The sequence below is a fragment of the Desulfuromonas soudanensis genome (genome assembly GCF_001278055.1).
GTDB classification, from domain to species: Bacteria; Desulfobacterota; Desulfuromonadia; order Desulfuromonadales; family WTL; genus Deferrimonas; species Deferrimonas soudanensis.
In genome coordinates this window covers 658,348-675,037 of record NZ_CP010802.1, presented here as the reverse complement: position 1 = coordinate 675,037, position 16,690 = coordinate 658,348, and the positions used below count along the sequence as shown (strand labels likewise).

Below are 16,690 nucleotides of genomic sequence, written 5' to 3'. Positions count from 1 at the left end.
CCCCTCAAAATGGTCATGGACAAAGAGAAAGCAGACGTTTGATGAAAAACCCCCCCACACCCCCCAAAGAGACCCGGACCCTCTCCATTGCGCTGCACGCCGCGCCGGAGAGTACGGCGAGCAAAAAGATTTTCAAAGTCCGCCAGCCCTCCTATGAGGCGGTGATCCTCCACCCGTCCCTCGGCTCTCCTCTCCTGGTCGACGACCCGGCCTGTTTCAGCCTCTTTCTGGCCGCCAACGGGAATTTTGCCGCCACCTTCGCCAATGGCAGCGACCGGGGAAACAAAAGGGGAGCCGTCGGTGGCGACAACATCAAGCTGGTCATCGCCCAGAGCCTCGCGGTCATCCCCTGGGATGACTCCACCGGGGCGATGAAGGATCCGGGGAAGGTGGAAACCCTCCTCTATCCGTCCCCGGAGAAGGCCTTTGCCGGCATCGGCTGTACCTGTCTCGGTGAGCTCGGGCCGGAGTTGCAGGATAAAAACGGCAGGCATTTTGCCAACACCCACCCCGCCATCCGGAAACAACTCGCCGAGGCCGGGCTCACCTCCCTCTATCAGGTCGATCTGAAAAACCTCAAAGACATCCATCCCGGCCAGATGTATGACTCTTTCTGGAGCGGACGCAACGACCGGCCTGCAGCCAGCGATCTCAGCCGGGACGTCCTCGACACCCAGGATCGCCTGACGCGAAATTACGTTTTTACCTCCTTTTACAAATACAAAAACAAAGGGAACGGCGCCCCTTCCGACGCACCCCGGTATGCCTTCAAGGTCGGTGTCGAGGGGGTCGTCTTCGAGGAGGACAGCGCCATCCCCCTGATCAACCGCCACCCGATCTACGTGCCGCCGGCGGGGAAAAAGGTTCTCAACCTCGGCCATCTCTCCGACATCCATGTCTCGTCAAAACAGCACGCCTACAAGGGATGCAAAGCGACGGTCATCCCCGGTGTCGAGGATGCGATCTCGCCCCCCCTGGGCGACAAGGTGAATAACAACTGCGACAACTTTCACAATCTGCTGGGCCAGTTCGGAAACGACAAGGATGTCGACCTGCTGGTAATGACCGGCGACCTCTACGACCACACCCACAACTTCGATCCGCGAAGCCGCAAGATCGAGACGACCGGCAACCTCTGGGAGGCAATGTATCTCGACGGCAAAAAAGCAGTCCATGACCGCGCCGCCGAGTATCCCTACGGCATCGACGGCCTCATCGTCTATTCGCTGCTGATCCATTTCTACAACACCTTCCACAAACCGGTCTTCATCGTCTCGGGAAATCATGAGGCCTATGAATACCCGTACGGGATTTCGCCTCGGGTTCTGGGGAAAAGGGCCAATGACGGGATCCCCCTCGATCACAACCTGACCTTTTACGAGGCGATTCTGCTCTACGGGCCGGGCTACGACAAGGTGCTCAAAGGTCTTAATTTTGCCAAAGAGAATTTCGACTGGTTCGCCACCGTTTTTACACCCCTTTCCGATTATGTGGTGAGCTACGGCGAGCAGAAACTGGTCGGGCTCGCCTGGGGAGACGGCGAACACTTTTGGAACAACTGGTCCCTGACGACGTTCTCCAACGGCGGCACCTTGCCCCGGGCAACGGAGAGTCCCGGCAATGCCCAGATTGCCCTGAAAGAGACCCATGTCGCCCGGGAATCCATCAAGAAGAACCCCGATGCGATGCGCATTCTTTTCAGTCATTTCACCCAGATCAACTATGACCTGGACAAGCCGTTAACCGAAGTGGGTGAAATCAACTGCAACGATTTTCTCGAGAAATACAGCAGCTACGACCATGGCTCGGTGAAGACAAATCGTCCCGTCCTCTATGGCCAATGGCTGGCACAAAATGAATTCACCTATACCCTCAGCGGCCACTCCCATCGCGCCGGCCTCTACCGCTGCCTGAACTATGACGACAACCTGATCGGCCGAAAATACATGACCACCCTCGGGCATTATCCCGAAAACGAAAACCTTCAACAGGCGCACTGGCGGGGACGGACCAAGGCCCTCGTTTCCGCCAGCGCCGGCCCCATTCCCAAGCAGAACCTGCACGGCGAAATGAGCGGGCAGGGGATGGAGTACCCCTCGGGGAGCAAGGTCATCCTTAACGGGGAACAGAAAATCACCCTCGTCAAAAGCGGCTGTGCCACCGCCAGGCCCCGCTTCGCCGTCGCCTGCGACTATATCGATATTATGAATGGGGGGTTTTGGGAGTACTTCAGATCTACAGGTGACAACAGTGAGTTCGAACTGAAAATCTGTTGGGAGAAGATCCACCCGAGGTTTCCTGAAGACAAAATGGAGAAGTTTGTTGAGAATGTTACGTTGTGCCTAGTGGGGGATGAAGTTACGACAGTGATTGACATGAACTCCATGAAATTGCGAGGCGAATCTCTTTTTTTGACTTTTTCATCTGACCTAAAGTCAGAAGTCGAATTTCATGGTAATTCTTCCGGAGCTATTTTTGCCTCTATTATATTTAGAGGATCGGAGGTTTCACACCTTCCTGGTTTTAAGAATTATACGTTTAAATCTGCGTGGAATATTCAAGTTGGTATTTATGATCTCATAGGACGTGGGTATCATGGATTTTCCGAAAATCAAAGACCTACTAGCGGCACAAAAATTGGTCACTCTTTTAACAAAAAAAATAATACTCATAAACAAAATATTGGACAATGGATAATATTAAGACATAAACAAAATGGTGAAATACCAGATCATAAATGGCGCTCAAAAATATGGTCAGATGAATATTTTTATAAACTGGAGACAAGGGAAAAATAACAATGGTTTTACCAAAGATAAATATATTCATTTTTATATTAATTATATTTGTTATTACAGGAGTGACTCAGGCAATGAACATTTTCCAGAGCGATTTTCAAAAAAATTGGCAAGTCTATTTTACAGATACGAATAAATTAAACGAATATACTTCAATCCATATTATTGAATTAAAAAACGTAGAAGCGGATGGTTACGATCTTGATGGGGCAGTTTTTAACGGAGCTATGTTTGAAAATAATAACTTTAAAAATATCTCTGCTGAAAATTCAAAGTTCAAAAATGCGCGATTTAAGGAATGTAAATTTATCAACTGCAAATTCTGGTCTGCTGAATTCACAAATGTTGTCTTTGAAGATTGTGAATTCATAAGCACCACATTTCTCCAAAGTAAAATGATAAATGTTACGATTGTTAATGGCAAAGCTCTAGAGAGTGAATTTGATGAGCTTGAAGGTACTGAGCTTCTAATAATATCATCAGAATTCAAAATGCGGTCATCATTTACTGACAGCAAGATTCCTATTAAATTTCAGAATACCAATTTGTCGGGTGTCAACATGATGGGTATGACAGGCCTGTTTCCGTTATCATTCGAGGGGGGTGTACTGGATGAGGTAAATTTCGGGAAAAGCTACTTCTCGGAAGTGACGTTGTGCCGAGTGAAACAGGGCGAGGGTGGAATTAAATTCAACAGCGTAACGGCCAAGAGCATCAGCTTTGAAGATGTGGAGATGTTGAAAGGCGTCGGTATGGGATGGGCCAATGTCGAATTAGTCAGGATCGTCGGCGGGGAATTGTATGGTCCATCCTTTAAGGAGGCCAACATTGCCAAAACAGTGATTCGAGACGCCTATGTGACACGGTTTGCCACAGGCCATATGGGGAAGGTTGAGGTCGCCAATTCGACCCTGCACAGATCAGGGTTGTTTGAGGGAGAAATTCAAGAGCTCTCGGTCGTTAACTCGACGATAGATGAAATTGTCGGCAAAAACTTCAAAGCCGACACCGTCCTCTGGGACAACGTCACCCTCAACGGCAAGATCGACCTGACCAACGCCCAGGTCAAAGACTTTCGCCCGACCCGGATTCAGCGCGGCCCGGACCTGCAGCTGATCACCACCGGCTCGAATATGAAGTTTTGATTATCTGCGACAACCTTCCCCTTGTTAGATTTGCAGATTTATCGGTCTTTGCTCAGGGCGACGGGTGCACCATTAAATAATCCCTCCAGGCAAAATGCCTGGAGGGATTATTCGGTTCAGAAGACCTTTCTGAACTGACCTCAACCAAACGCGGTGGCCGAATCACGGCCTTTCAAAGACAATCCTGCAGGAAGTCGACGCTTTAAAAGCGCATTTCCACGGCCACGCCGGTGGCGACATCGGGGCTGGCGTCATAGAGGCCGAGGGCGATATAGGGAGCCAGGCGCAGCTGGTCGGCCAGCACCAGGTTGACCCCGAGGGTCAGGTCGAGAGTGTTGCTTCCCGTCCCGACATGCGCCTCTTCGCCGGCCAGCTCGATGTTGACGGCCAATCCGTCGGTCAGGGGGAGCCCGAAACCGAGGCCGTAGTTGATGTAGTTGCTGGTGTCGAAATCCCCGCCCTGAACCGTATAGCCGAGCTCGCCGTAAAGAAGACCCGCTCCGATGCGGCGCTGCAGGGGGAGATTGACGAAGAGGTCAAGGCCGTCGTTGGGATAGGGCGCGACATCGTCGGCCCCCAGGGCCGTGAGGCCGACCTGCAGGGCGGCGTAGTCGTTGAGGGCCACCTTGCCGAAAAGGGTCAACCCCTCAAGGCCCGATTCGTCCGGCGCAAAGGGCTCGTTGGCGTCGTTGACGGAAAAAGCCAGAGAGGCGCCGACTTCCAGATCCCTGGCCACCCCGAACCGCACTCCGAGAGGCGCCAGACGGATATTGTCATACTCGAATCCGGCCACCTCCCGGTCGAACTCGACGGCCAGCCCGGCGTTGAGAGCCAGGGTCCCCGCGTCGAGGACCGAGGCCCGTTCGAGGCGAAGCGGCGTGAGAGCCGAGAGTTGCGACGGCGTCGAAGGCCTTGTCTGGGCCGGAGCCGCAAAGGCCGGAGCCCCCCCGATCAACATCAGCATCAGAACCGAAAATATCCTTTTCATGCAGCTCTCCTCCTTGATGTTCAAAAGACGTCCCAACGGACATAAAAGGGCGCCCGCATCCGGCGGGCGCCTCCTTGTTTCAAAAACCCGGGGAGTGATCCACCCCCCCTACTTGCGCAGAACCTTGACCACCGCAGAGAAGTCTTCCTCCCCCCGCCCGTCCTCGATCGCCTGCGCGTAGACCCGGCGCACCGCCTCGGCGCCCGGCAGATCGAGACCGGCCCCCTTCTCCACTTCCTTGGCGAGCAGCAGCCCCTCGTAGACGTATTTGAGGGCGAGATTGCGGGAAAAATCGCCGCGGGAGATGGCGCGCCCCTTGGCATTGAAGAGCGGCGAAGAGACGCCGCCGGACTCGAGGACCTCGAGGATCTTCTCCCCCTTGAAGCCGAGCTTTTCACCGAGGACCAGCCCCTCGGCCAGCGCCTCCATCACCTCGGCCTGCACCAGGTTGACGACGAATTTCATCCGCGTGGCATCGCCGATCGGGCCGATGTGGATAATGTTGAGGGCGAAGTGGGAAAAAGCCTCCCGGCAGCGGCTCAGGAGCGCCGGATCGCCGCCGGAGAGGATGGTCAGCAGGCCGTTGGCGGCGTGCTCCTTGGTCCCCCAGACCGGCGCCTCGAGGAAGAGGACCCGGCGCCGCACGGCTTCCTCGGCCAGTTCCAGGGTCGCCTCCAGGGAATGGGTCCCCATGTCGACCAGAATCGTCCCCGGGCTCAGCCCCTCGAGAATCCCCTGGGGCCCGTCGAGAGCCGCGGCCAGTTCCTCCTTCTCGGGGAGGATCACGATCACCATGTCCCGCCCCCGGGCCGCTTCCATGGGGTTTGCCGCAGCTGTGGCGCCGGCCCGAACCAGATCGTTGACCTCGGTGGCCTGCCGGTCGAAAACCGTCAGCCGATAGTGCGCCTTGAGCAGATTGGATGCCATGTGCTTGCCGACCGTCCCCAGTCCGACAAAACCGATTTCCCTGATCATTGACTGCCTCCCATCTGAATATGAATACCTGAAAATTTCCTCATTCTATCTTGCCCCTCAGGGAATGACAAGCGCTTATCGGCCGGTGAAATCTCCCCCTGCATGCTCTTTGGCGAGCAGGCCGTCGATACTCCGGTCTTTTTCTTCCCAGATCTCTTCGATCCAGCCCTGAAAGTTCCGGCGATACTCGCCGTCGGCGCCGTAATCGCCCCCCCGCAGGTGGGACGGTATCCCCAGGACGCGGGATGTCGCCCGGACCGGTTGCCGGTGCCCGCAGAGAAAATCCCAGAAGCTCGGTACTCCGGCGGGATAGACGACGGTCAGATCGAGAATGGCATCGAGATTCTCGCCGAGGGCGTTGACGACCAGGGCGACCCCGCCGAAACGGGGCCGGAGAAGGTGCCGGTAGGGGGATTCCTGACGCGCATGCTTTTCCGGAGTCAGGCGGGTCCCTTCGAGAAAATTGACGATGGTCACCGGGCGCCGTCGGAAACGCTCGCAGGCCCGGCGGGCGTTGATCAGATCCCGGCCGCGCAAATGGGGATGGCGTTCGAGAAATTCCCGGGAATAGCGGTGCATGATGGGGAAATCGAGGGCCCAGAAGGCAATGCCGAGGAGGGGGAGCCAGAGCATCTCTTTCTTGGTGAAGAAGCGGGGGAAGGGGATGTTGCAGGGGAGAAGGTGGATCAGGACGATGATATCGACCCAGCTCTGGTGGTTGCAGACGACGAGATAACGCCCCTGCGGCGCCAGTTCGGGGAGAGGTTCAAGCTCGAGGTCGAGGGACCGGAGGCGGCGCGTAAGCCACAGGGTTCCGCGGACCCAGCCGCCGGCCGCCGCGGCAAGGAGCCTGTCGACCCGGGCCCGCCAGGCGGGGCGAAAAGCCAGAAACTTGACCGGGATGAGGGCATAGAGGGGGAGGCACCAGAGCAGGGAATTTCCGAAATGCAGCAGAAGGGCCGTCAGGCCGCGCAGGCTCCGCATGTCTCCCCCTCACCGATCCAGGGCCAGGGCCCGGGCCAGCTGACGCAGCAGGGCCGTCCCCGCTTCCTCGGCGCTGTGGCCGAAGGCGACGACGCCGTCCTCATGCCCGCCCATGGCGAAGACCGGACCGGCGGAAAAATCTGCGGTGCCGAAGAGGCGCCGCACCTCGGCGGCCATCTCCGGCGTACCGTAGGGGACGGCGGCGGCGGTCATCGGGATCCCCAGGGCACCGGCATGGCGCCAGAGAGGGGGCGAATGGACATGCATCACCACCTGCAGCCCGCCGTCGAGGTCGTAGAGGATGCCGTGGGTCAGCGCCTCGGAGGAGGGGCGGACCGGCCCCGAAGCCTCCACCCGATTGCGCCCGGAATCGCAGCCGGACACCACCGTATAGTGCTCCGGACCGAGCTCGGGCAGGGCGCCGGTCTGGGTGCCGCTGATCACGAAGGGACGGCGCTTTTCCGGAGCATCCAGGGGGGGGAGGCGCCGGCTGAGGTTGCCGAATCCGAACCCGTCGTAGCGATGGGGGTCCTGGCCGATGAGCTGCAGCAAAAAGAGGATGCGCCGCCAGGCGTTGAGCTCGCGCAGCTCTTCGACGGCCAGAGGGGGACCCGGCTCATACTCCAGCTGAAACTTTATGACCCCTTCGCGTTCAACCATCCCGGTATCCTGACTGGTTAATTTCATGTTCTGCATTTCATATTCTATATTCTATATTCTGTATTCCACGTTCTGCTCTGCTCTAGTGCGCTTCCCGCCAGTTTTTGCCGACTCCGATCTCGACCCGCAGCGGCACGGAGAGGGAGAGGGCCCCTTCCATCTCCTCCCGGACCAGGGCGGTCACCGGATCCACCTCCTTCTCGGGGACATCGAAGACCAGTTCGTCGTGGACCTGAATGACCATCCGGGTGCCGAGCCCTTCTGCAGCCAGACGCCGGTGGATGGCGACCATGGCGACCTTGATGATGTCCGCCGCCGACCCCTGGATCGGATAGTTGATGGCGTTGCGTTCGGCGTAACTGCGGATCGAGCCGTTCTGGCTGTTGATCTCCGCTACCGCGCAGCGCCGTCCGAGGAGGGTGGTGACGTACTGCTTCTGGCGCGCCTCCTCCTTCTTGCTCTCCATGAACCCCTTGATCCCGGGGTAGCGGGCGAAATAATTGTCGATGAAGGTCTGGGCCTCGCGGGTGGGGATGCCGAGATCCTTGCCGAGGCTGAAGGCCCCCATGCCGTAGATGACCCCGAAGTTGATCGTCTTGGCCTGGCGGCGCATCTCGGACGTGACCATCTCGGGGAAGACGCCGAAGACCTCGCTGGCGGTGCGGCTGTGGATGTCCTCTCCCTTGGCGAAACTCTCCTTGAGGACCGTCTCGTCGGCCATGTGCGCCAGGACCCGCAGTTCGATCTGGGAATAGTCCGCCGAGAGGAGGAGATTCCCTTCGGCGGGGAGGAAGGCCTCGCGGATCCGCCCCCCCTCCTCGGTGCGGATCGGGATGTTCTGCAGGTTCGGATCGCTGGAGGAGAGGCGCCCCGTGGCCGTCACCGTCTGGTTGAAGGAGGTGTGGATGCGCCCGGTCCCGGGGTGAATCAGCTTCGGGAGGGAGTCGGTGTAGGTGCTCTTGAGCTTGGAGAGGGAGCGGTAATCGAGGATCCGGGCGGCAATCGGCTGCTCCGCGGCCAGCGCCGTGAGGACGTCGACGTCCGTCGACCAGCCGGTCTTCGTCTTTCGGCCCCGGGCGAGGTGGAGGCGCTCGAAGAGGACCTCGCCGAGCTGCTTGGGGGAGCCGATATTGAAGGGGCCGCCGGCCAGCTCGAAAATCTCTTTTTCGAGATGGACGAGCTTCCCCTGCAGCTCCCCGGAGAGGGCGCCGAGGAATTCGGGGTCGATGCGCACCCCGGCCCATTCCATGTCGGCGAGAATCTCCATCAGCGGCATCTCCACCTCGTGGAAGAGCTTTTCCTGACCGGTCTCGGCCAGCATCGGCTCGAGCTTCTCCGCCAGGCGCAGGGTGATGTCGGCATCCTCGGCGGCGTAGACGATGGCCTTCTCGACCTCCACCTCCTCGAAGCCGATCTGCTTCTTGCCGCTGCCGGCGACCTCCTTGAAGCTGATCGTCTTGTAGCCGAGGAGATCGGCGGCGAGATTGTCCATGCCGTGGCTCTTGGCGGCGGGCTGAGCGAGATAGGAGGCGACCATGGTGTCGAAGGCGAGGCCGGCGACAAGGATCCCAGCCCGACGCAGCACCTGCAGGTCGTACTTGGCGTTCTGGGCGATCTTGGGGAGGGCGGGGTCTTCGAGCAGCGGCCGCAGACGCCCGAGGACCATCGCCGGGTCGAGCTGCTCCGGAACCCCGAGATAGCGGTGGGCCAGGGGAATGTACCAGGCCTTGCCGGGCGTGACGGCAAAGGAGATCCCCACCAGGTCGGCGCGGGTCGGATCGAGGCTGGTCGTCTCGGTGTCGAAGGCGAAACGGCGGGCCTGGCGCAGCTCTTCGAGGAGGGCGCAGAAGGTCTCTTCGTCGAGGACCCCGTGGTACTCCTCGCCGCTGGCCCTCTCGTCGCTGGAAAATTCCTGAATCAGCCGGTGAAATTCCATCTCCTTGAAAATCTTCGTCAGCGCCGCGCGGTCGGGTTCCGAGAGAGCGAAACTCTCGAAGTCGGGATCGAGGTCCATGTCGTCGACCAGCGTCACCAGCTTCTTCGACAGCAGCGCCTGGTGGCCGAAGTCGCGCAGCTTCTCCTGCAGCTTCCCCTTGACCCGGTCGAGATTTTCGAGAAGATTTTCCACGGTGCCGAATTCGCTAATCAGCTTGACGGCCGTCTTCTCGCCGATCCCGGGGACGCCGGGGACGTTGTCCGAGGCGTCTCCGGCCAGGGCCTGCACCTCCACCACCTTCTCGGGACCGCCGCCGAAGCGTTCGGCGACCTCCTGGAGACCGGAGAACTTGTCCTTCATGGTATCCAGGAGGCGGATGTGCTCGCTGACCACCTGCATCAGGTCCTTGTCGCCGGTGACGATGGTGACGTCCACCCCCTCGGCCGCGTATTTTTTGGCCAGGGTGGCGATGATGTCGTCGGCTTCGAACCCTTCCTCTTCGATGGCCGGCATGTTGAAGGCCCGCACTAAATCCTTGATCACCGGGATCTGCGGCACCAGATCCTCGGGCATCTTCAGCCGGTTGGCCTTGTATTCGGGATAGATCTCCTTGCGGAAGGTCGGCCCTCTGGCGTCGAAGATCACCGCCAGATGATCGGGGCGCTCTTCACGCACCACCTTCAGGAGCATGTTGACGAAACCGTAGACCGCATTGGTGGCAAACCCCCTGGAGTTGGAGAGGTGGCGGATGGCGAAATAGGCCCGGTAGATATAGGAGGAGCCGTCGATGAGATAGAGTCGCTGTCGGGTTTCAGTCATGGTCTCGCTTTTTTTGTCCGGGAGGTTGAAAGGTCGGTGAAATTATTCCACAGGACGGGGCAAATACCAAGGCAAGAAAACTCCTTTTCCCCCTGGTGCCGCCGCAAGGGGCGGGGATGGGCAATTTCCCCATCGGAAGGAAGTCCTTTCCCGGCGGGATCGGGGGGAGGGAAAGGACAATTGCAGCTCCCCCTGGCGGCTAAAACCCTTTTGCCCCTTGCAATTTGACCGGTTTGACCCTATCCTTTGTTCCATCTTTTCCCTTATTTACCGGCCTTGCCGGGTTTCCGCACGAGTCCTCCATGCTGTCGCTGATCCAGAAACATCTGACCCTCTTTCACCTCCTGCTCATCGGTCTCGTCGGGATCGCCGCCGGCCACCTGGGGGCAACCGTCCTCGGGGTCTATCTGCGCCCCCCGCCGCAGCAGCTGCAGGCTCCGCGTCCGGAAACCCGGGCGGCTCCCCGGGCGGCTCTCGGGGAGTACAGCGCCATTTTGCAACGCAACATCTTCGACTCCACCTCCCCCGGCCTCCAGCTCCCGGCGACCGAAGGTGCCATGGCCGAAGAGACCGAGACGGCCGGTACAAGCGCGCCGCCGGCCGATCTCCTTCTCTTCGGCACGGTGACGGCAAGCGAAAACTCCCTGGCCCTGATCCGGGTCAACAAGGAAATCCAGATCTTTCACCTCGGCGACCCGCTCCCCGGCGGAGCAAAGGTCAAGGAAATCCTCCGCAACCTGGTGCGCCTCGAAAATCCCGACGGCACCACCAGCGACCTCCCCCTCTACGAAGGGGAGTCTGACGCATCTGCACCGGGACCGGGTCCGACGGTGACCCGCTCCGAGGGCGCCACGACCGTCGGCATCCGCTCCGTCGGCGAAAACCGTTTTCAGATCTCCCGGCAGGAGATCGACAAGGCGCGGGGGAATCTCAACGAGCTCCTGAAACAGGCGCGCATGGAACCGAACATCGTCGACGGCCGCACGGAGGGGTTCGTGGTGCGCATGATCCAGCCCCGTTCCCTTCTGGCCAACCTCGGCATCCAGCTCGGGGACGTTGTCAACGAGGTCAACGGCGTGACTCTCGACGGCCCGGAAAAGGCGCTGCAGATATTCCAGCAACTGCGGGAGGCCAACAATATCACCATCGGCCTCACCCGCGGGGGAACCCGGATGAACTACGAATATGAAGTCAACTAGGAGGATGCTCCAGGTGTCGATCAAAAAAACGTCTCTGATCTGTCTATTTTTCGCCCTGTTCACCGCCGCTTCGGCCATCGGAGCGATGGCCCAGCCTGCACCTGCCACGGCCAAACCGGCGGCGGCGCCGGAGGGGATCACCCTCGATTTCAAGGGGATCGAACTGGCCGACCTGATCCAGACCGTCAGCGAGCTGACCGGCAAGAACTTTCTCTATGACGACTCGGTCAAGGGGAAGGTCACCATCATCTCCCCGAAGACCATGTCCCTCGACGAGGCCTACCAGCTCTTTCTCACCGTCCTCAGCGTCAAGGGGTACACCGTCGTCCCTTCCGGCAAGGTCAACAAAATCGTCGCCATCCGCGATGCCAAGGAGAGCAACCTGCCGACGGTGACCGGGGAGCGCCGCGGCCCCACCGGAGAGCAGTTCGTCACCCGCCTCGTCCCGCTGCAGAACATCGACGCCACCCTCATGGCGACCACCGTCCTGGCCCCGCTGATCCCCAAGACCAGCAACATCGTCGCCTATCCCCCCTCCAACACCCTGATCATTACCGATAACGGCGCCAACATCGAGCGCCTGATGAAAATCATCACCGAGCTCGACGTCCCCAGCTCCCTCGACCTCATCGAGGTCTTCCCCCTCAAGTACGCCGGGGCCGACGAGGTGGCGGCAATCCTCAACCAGATCCTCACCCAGGCCGCCGCCAGCCCCCGCCGGGGCCGGGCCGCCGCCAACGTCCAGACCGCCGGGGGGAAGGAAGTCAGCAAGATCCTCCCCTACGTCCGCACCAACACCCTGGTGGTGATGGCGACGCCCGAGGATCTGACCATCATCAGGACCGTCATCGCCCAGCTCGACCAGAGGCCGACCCAGGAACGCTCGCACATCAACGTCTACTATCTGGAAAACGCCGACGCCGAGACCCTGGCCAAGACGCTCAACGAAATCCTCTCCGGGGTCAAGGCCCCGATCACCACCGGCCGTGCCGCCCCCCCGGCGGGACAGGCGGCCACCCTCACCACCGCCCCGGTGAGCATCACCGCCGACAAGCCGACCAACTCCCTGATCATCAATTCGACCCCCGAAGACTACGACATCTTCAAGGGGATCGTCAGCCAGCTCGACATCAAGCGCAAGCAGGTCTTCGTCGAAGCCCTGATCCTCGAGATCTCCATGGACGCCACCCGCGACCTCGGCGCCTCCCTCGCCGGCTTCATCCCCACCGGCGACGAAGGGGTGATCTACGGCGGCATGAACCAGCAGTCTCCCGCCCTCGGCGTCCTCACCCCCGGCACCAGCGGCGTGCCGAGCCTCCTCACCCAGAGCATCGAGGGGGTTCTGGCCGGCGGCCTCTTCAACATGATCAATGTCACCGCCCCGGACGGCACCCAGGTCGCGGTGCCGGCGATCTCGGCCCTGATCAACCTGTCGAAGAAGGACAGCGACATCAACATCCTCTCGGCGCCGCGCCTTTTGACCTCGGACAACGAAGAGGCGGAGATCATCATCGGCTCCAACGTGCCGATCATCACCAGCCGCCTCACCGATACCGGCGGCAGCACCGGCCTGGCCCAGAGCGTCACCGTCGAGCGCAAGGACGTCGCCCTGACGTTGCGCTTCACCCCGCAGATCACCGAGGGGAACCAGGTGCGCCTCAATATTTTTCAGGAAATCACCGACATCGCCGAAACGAGCCTCGCCGGCAACGTCAACGAGGTCGGCCCGACCTTCACCAAGCGCCTGCTGCGCAACACCATCCTCGCCGAAGACGGCCGGACCGTGGTCCTCGGCGGGCTGATCCGCAACAACGAGCAGGTGACCATCTCCAAGGTTCCCTTCCTCGGCGACATCCCCGGCCTCGGCTGGCTCTTTAAACGGAAAACCAACTCCAACACCAAGACCAACCTCCTCATCTTCATCACCCCGAAGATCGTCAAGAATGCCGACGATCTCGAGAAGGTGACCCAGTCGAGCCGCCGGTCGATGGACGACTTCCAGGAGGGGATCCTCCCGGCCCTGCCGCCGGAACGGATTCAGGCTTATCCGGCGCCTCTCGATCCGCCCGTCCCCGTCCTCTTCATCCCCGAGGAGGAGCCGGCCCTCCCCGCCGATCTTTACCCCGGGGAAGAACCGGCCCTCCCCGATGATCTTTACCCCGAGGTGCCCGAGGCGGAGACGAACGACGCCCCGGCCACAAAGGGGGACTGAGCCGTCATGGACCGCTGGCAACCTCTCGGCGCCATCCTGCAAAAGGATCATGGCGTCACCGCAGCGCAAATCGACGAGGCGCTCGCCGCCCAAACCGGCAGCGCTCTGCGCCTCGGCGAAATCCTCCTCGAAACCAGGACGATCAGTGCCGAGACGCTGGCCCAGGCCCTGGCGGGTCAACAGGGGCTGCCGTACATGGCGACAATTCCCCCCGAAAGCGGCGCCGGGCTCCTCGATCTTTTCCCCATCAACTTCGCCAAGGAATACCGGATCTATCCGGTGCAGCGCGACGAAGGACGGCTGCTGGTGGCCGTCGCCGACCCCCTCGACAGCCGCCCCCTCAACGACCTGGCGACCCTGACGGGCGAGCCGGTGGAAATCTGCGTCGCCACCCCCGAAGAGATCCTGCGCGCCATCAACCGCGGCTATGAGCACCATGCCGGGGAGGCCCAGGAATTCGTCGAGGACATCGGCGGCGGCGTCAACCTGGTGAAGAACCTCGAGCCCGCCGACCTCCTCGACGCCTCCGACGAGGCGCCGGTGATCCGTTTCGTCAACTCCCTGATCACCCAGGGGTACAAGGAGCGGGCCAGCGACATCCACATCGAGCCATTCGAGGCGGTGCTCATCGTCCGCTACCGCATCGACGGCATCCTTTACGAAGTGCTGCGCCCGCCGCCGAAGGCGATGGCGAGCATCATCTCGCGCATCAAGATCATGGCCAACCTCAACATCGCCGAAAAACGCCTCCCCCAGGACGGCCGCTTCCGGGTGCGCATCGCCGGCAAGGACGTGGATGTCCGCGTTTCCACCCTGCCGACGGCCTTCGGCGAGCGGGTGGTGCTGCGCCTCCTCGACAAGGCGTCCAACGTTCTGACGCTCGAAGAGATCGGCATGGCCGACGACCTCCTGCGCCAGGTCAATGCCATGATCACCAAGAGCCACGGCATCTTTCTCGTCACCGGCCCCACCGGTTCGGGGAAGACCACGACGCTCTACGCCGCCCTCTCCCGGCTCAACAGCCGCGAAAAAAACATCATCACCGTCGAGGACCCGATCGAATACCAGCTCGCCGGCGTCGGCCAGATCCAGGTCAACACCAAGATCGACCTGACCTTCGCCAACGGCCTGCGCTCCATCCTCCGCCAGGACCCGGACATCATCATGGTCGGGGAGATCCGCGACCGCGAGACGGCGGAGATCGCCGTGCAGTCGGCCCTCACCGGCCACATGGTCTTCTCGACCCTGCACACCAACGATGCCGCCGGGGCCCTGACGCGCCTGGTGGAGATGGGGATCGAGCCGTTTCTCGCCGCCTCCTCCATCGTCGGCATCCTCGCCCAGCGCCTGGTGCGCAAGATCTGCCCCGACTGCCGGGAGTCCTACACTCCGACCCCCGAGCTCCTCGAGGAGATGGGGCTGACCAGCGTCGTCCCCGAAGGCGCCACTTTCTACCGCGGCGCGGGGTGCCCGCGCTGCATGGATATCGGCTACCGCGGCCGCGGCGGGATCTATGAAATCCTCCCGGTGGACGAGAAGATCCGCGACCTCCTCCTGCAGAACCGCGACTCGATGACCATCCGCAACGCCGCCGTCGCCCGGGGGATGAAGACCCTGCGCGACTCCGGGATATCCATGGCCCTGCGCGGCGAAACGACCATCGAAGAGGTTGTGCGCGTCACCCAGGAGGAGGTCTAGCCTTGCCGCTCTTCGAGTACACGGGCCTGGATGCCGCAGGAAAGAAGGTCAGGGGGGTCATCGAGGGCTCGGGGAAGAAATCCGTCCAGCAGAAGCTGCGCGCCGAAGGGATTTTTCCCACCGACCTGCGCGAGGAACGCGCCCAGACAGGCAGTGGATGGACGCTGCGCCGCGGCGGCGGGAAGGTGCCGGCACCGCAGCTGGCCGCCGCCACGCGCCAGCTGGCAACCCTCCTCGGCGCCGGCCTCCCCCTCGACGAGGCCCTGGCCACCGCCGGCTCCCAGCTCGAGCACCCGGCGCTGGAAAGAGCCCTCGGCCGGGTCCGCGAAGAGGTGGTCCAGGGGCAGACCCTCCACGACGCCCTCGCCGGGCAGGGGGGACTCTTTCCCCCTCTCTACATCAACATGGTGGAGGTTGGCGAGAACACCGGCACCCTCGATCAGGCCCTGCAGCGCCTCGCCGATTTCCTCGAGGACCAGGCGAAGATGGTCGGCCGCATTCAGGCGGCAATGGCCTATCCCATCCTGATGGCGCTCATCGGCACCGGCGTCCTCATCTTCCTCTTCACCTTCGTCGTCCCCAAGGTCACACGGATGCTCGAAGACCTCGGACAGGCCCTCCCCCTGCCGACGCAGCTTCTCATCGGCACCAGCGACTTTCTCGCCGGCTGGTGGTGGCTGCTGCTGCTGATTCTCGGCGCCGCCGCCGTCGCCCTGATCCGCTACCGGCGCACCGACGCCGGACGGCTGGCCTTCGACGGCTGGGCGCTGAAAGTGCCGGTGATCGGGCGGCTCAACCTCCTCATCGCCACCTCCCGCTTCAGCCGCACCCTGGCCACCCTGCTGCGCAGCGGCGTGCCCCTCCTCGCCGCCCTGGAGATCACCCGCAACCTGTTGCAGAACCGCCTGCTGCGCCGCGCCCTCGAAGAGACGTCGCTGGCGGTGCGCGAAGGGGAAGGGCTCGCCCCGCCGCTGAAGCGCTCCGGGGTCTTTCCGCCGATGGTCGCCCAGATGGCCGCCATCGGCGAGCGCAGCGGCGATCTCGAAGCGATGCTCTTCCGCGTCGCCGACACCTACGAGCACCAGGTCGAGATGGCGATCAGCGGCGCCCTCTCGCTCCTCGAACCGCTGATGATCCTCCTCATGGGGACCGTCGTCGGCTTCATCGTCCTGGCCATCCTGTTGCCGATCTTCCAGGCCAGCCAGGGGATAGGGTAGCGTTGGAAAATATGATCCTTCAACGCTGAGACGCCGAGGCGCAGAGAATAGCAAATCGA

11 protein-coding genes are annotated in these 16,690 nt (G+C 61.1%); 6 read left to right on the top strand and 5 right to left on the bottom strand.

Annotated features, from left to right (window positions below):
- Nucleotides 1-41 precede the first annotated feature (41 nt).
- On the top strand, nt 42-2,798 hold the full coding sequence (locus tag DSOUD_RS02870; RefSeq protein WP_053549585.1) for a metallophosphoesterase: 2,757 nt from the start codon (nt 42-44) through the stop codon (nt 2,796-2,798).
- Between the two features lie 74 nt (nt 2,799-2,872).
- Nucleotides 2,873-3,943 (top strand): pentapeptide repeat-containing protein, encoded by a 1,071-nt coding sequence (locus tag DSOUD_RS02865; protein WP_157671712.1) that lies wholly within the window; start codon nt 2,873-2,875, stop codon nt 3,941-3,943.
- A gap of 202 nt (nt 3,944-4,145) precedes the next feature.
- Here the strand turns inward: DSOUD_RS02865 and DSOUD_RS02860 are convergent, their stop codons facing one another.
- From DSOUD_RS02860 to polA, 5 genes are all read right to left on the bottom strand, one after another.
- Nucleotides 4,146-4,931, bottom strand: a complete 786-nt coding sequence (locus DSOUD_RS02860; protein WP_157671710.1) for a porin family protein — start codon at nt 4,929-4,931, stop codon at nt 4,146-4,148.
- 108 nt (nt 4,932-5,039) lie between these two features.
- Nucleotides 5,040-5,906: an NAD(P)-dependent oxidoreductase gene (locus tag DSOUD_RS02855; RefSeq protein ID WP_053549582.1), complete on the bottom strand. Its 867-nt coding sequence runs from the start codon at nt 5,904-5,906 to the stop codon at nt 5,040-5,042.
- Between the two features lie 75 nt (nt 5,907-5,981).
- Nucleotides 5,982-6,890, bottom strand: coding sequence for an acetyltransferase (locus DSOUD_RS02850; RefSeq protein WP_053549581.1), 909 nt, complete (start codon nt 6,888-6,890; stop codon nt 5,982-5,984).
- Nucleotides 6,891-6,899: 9 nt separating this feature from the next.
- Nucleotides 6,900-7,550: a class II aldolase/adducin family protein gene (locus tag DSOUD_RS02845; protein WP_053549580.1), complete on the bottom strand. Its 651-nt coding sequence runs from the start codon at nt 7,548-7,550 to the stop codon at nt 6,900-6,902.
- Between the two features lie 82 nt (nt 7,551-7,632).
- On the bottom strand, nt 7,633-10,305 hold the full coding sequence (gene polA / locus DSOUD_RS02840; RefSeq protein ID WP_053549579.1) for a DNA polymerase I: 2,673 nt from the start codon (nt 10,303-10,305) through the stop codon (nt 7,633-7,635).
- A 302-nt stretch (nt 10,306-10,607) separates the two neighbouring features.
- Here polA and gspC point away from each other — a divergent pair, with 302 nt between their 5' ends.
- From gspC to gspF, 4 genes are read left to right on the top strand one after another with little or no spacing between them, the layout of a single operon-like run.
- Complete coding sequence (gene gspC / locus DSOUD_RS02835) at nt 10,608-11,504, top strand: type II secretion system protein GspC (RefSeq protein WP_053549578.1); 897 nt, start codon at nt 10,608-10,610, stop codon at nt 11,502-11,504.
- 13 nt (nt 11,505-11,517) lie between these two features.
- Nucleotides 11,518-13,716, top strand: coding sequence for a type II secretion system secretin GspD (gspD, locus tag DSOUD_RS02830; RefSeq protein ID WP_157671708.1), 2,199 nt, complete (start codon nt 11,518-11,520; stop codon nt 13,714-13,716).
- A gap of 6 nt (nt 13,717-13,722) precedes the next feature.
- Nucleotides 13,723-15,414 carry a type II secretion system ATPase GspE gene (gspE, locus tag DSOUD_RS02825; RefSeq protein WP_053549576.1) on the top strand — a complete coding sequence of 564 codons (1,692 nt, stop codon included), beginning with the start codon at nt 13,723-13,725 and terminating at the stop codon, nt 15,412-15,414.
- A 2-nt stretch (nt 15,415-15,416) separates the two neighbouring features.
- Nucleotides 15,417-16,631: a type II secretion system inner membrane protein GspF gene (gene gspF, locus DSOUD_RS02820; protein ID WP_053549575.1), complete on the top strand. Its 1,215-nt coding sequence runs from the start codon at nt 15,417-15,419 to the stop codon at nt 16,629-16,631.
- Nucleotides 16,632-16,690 lie beyond the last annotated feature (59 nt).

Bases quoted from the DNA above. Each gene is read 5' to 3' on its own strand.
- DSOUD_RS02870 (WP_053549585.1), top strand. From the start codon at position 42: ATGAAAAACCCCCCCACACCCCCCAAAGAGACCCGGACCCTCTCCATT.
- polA (WP_053549579.1), bottom strand. From the start codon at position 10,305: ATGACTGAAACCCGACAGCGACTCTATCTCATCGACGGCTCCTCCTAT.
- DSOUD_RS02845 (WP_053549580.1), bottom strand. From the start codon at position 7,550: ATGGTTGAACGCGAAGGGGTCATAAAGTTTCAGCTGGAGTATGAGCCG.
- gspC (WP_053549578.1), top strand. From the start codon at position 10,608: ATGCTGTCGCTGATCCAGAAACATCTGACCCTCTTTCACCTCCTGCTC.
- DSOUD_RS02865 (WP_157671712.1), top strand. From the start codon at position 2,873: ATGAACATTTTCCAGAGCGATTTTCAAAAAAATTGGCAAGTCTATTTT.
- DSOUD_RS02855 (WP_053549582.1), bottom strand. From the start codon at position 5,906: ATGATCAGGGAAATCGGTTTTGTCGGACTGGGGACGGTCGGCAAGCAC.
- DSOUD_RS02860 (WP_157671710.1), bottom strand. From the start codon at position 4,931: ATGAAAAGGATATTTTCGGTTCTGATGCTGATGTTGATCGGGGGGGCT.
- DSOUD_RS02850 (WP_053549581.1), bottom strand. From the start codon at position 6,890: ATGCGGAGCCTGCGCGGCCTGACGGCCCTTCTGCTGCATTTCGGAAAT.
- gspE (WP_053549576.1), top strand. From the start codon at position 13,723: ATGGACCGCTGGCAACCTCTCGGCGCCATCCTGCAAAAGGATCATGGC.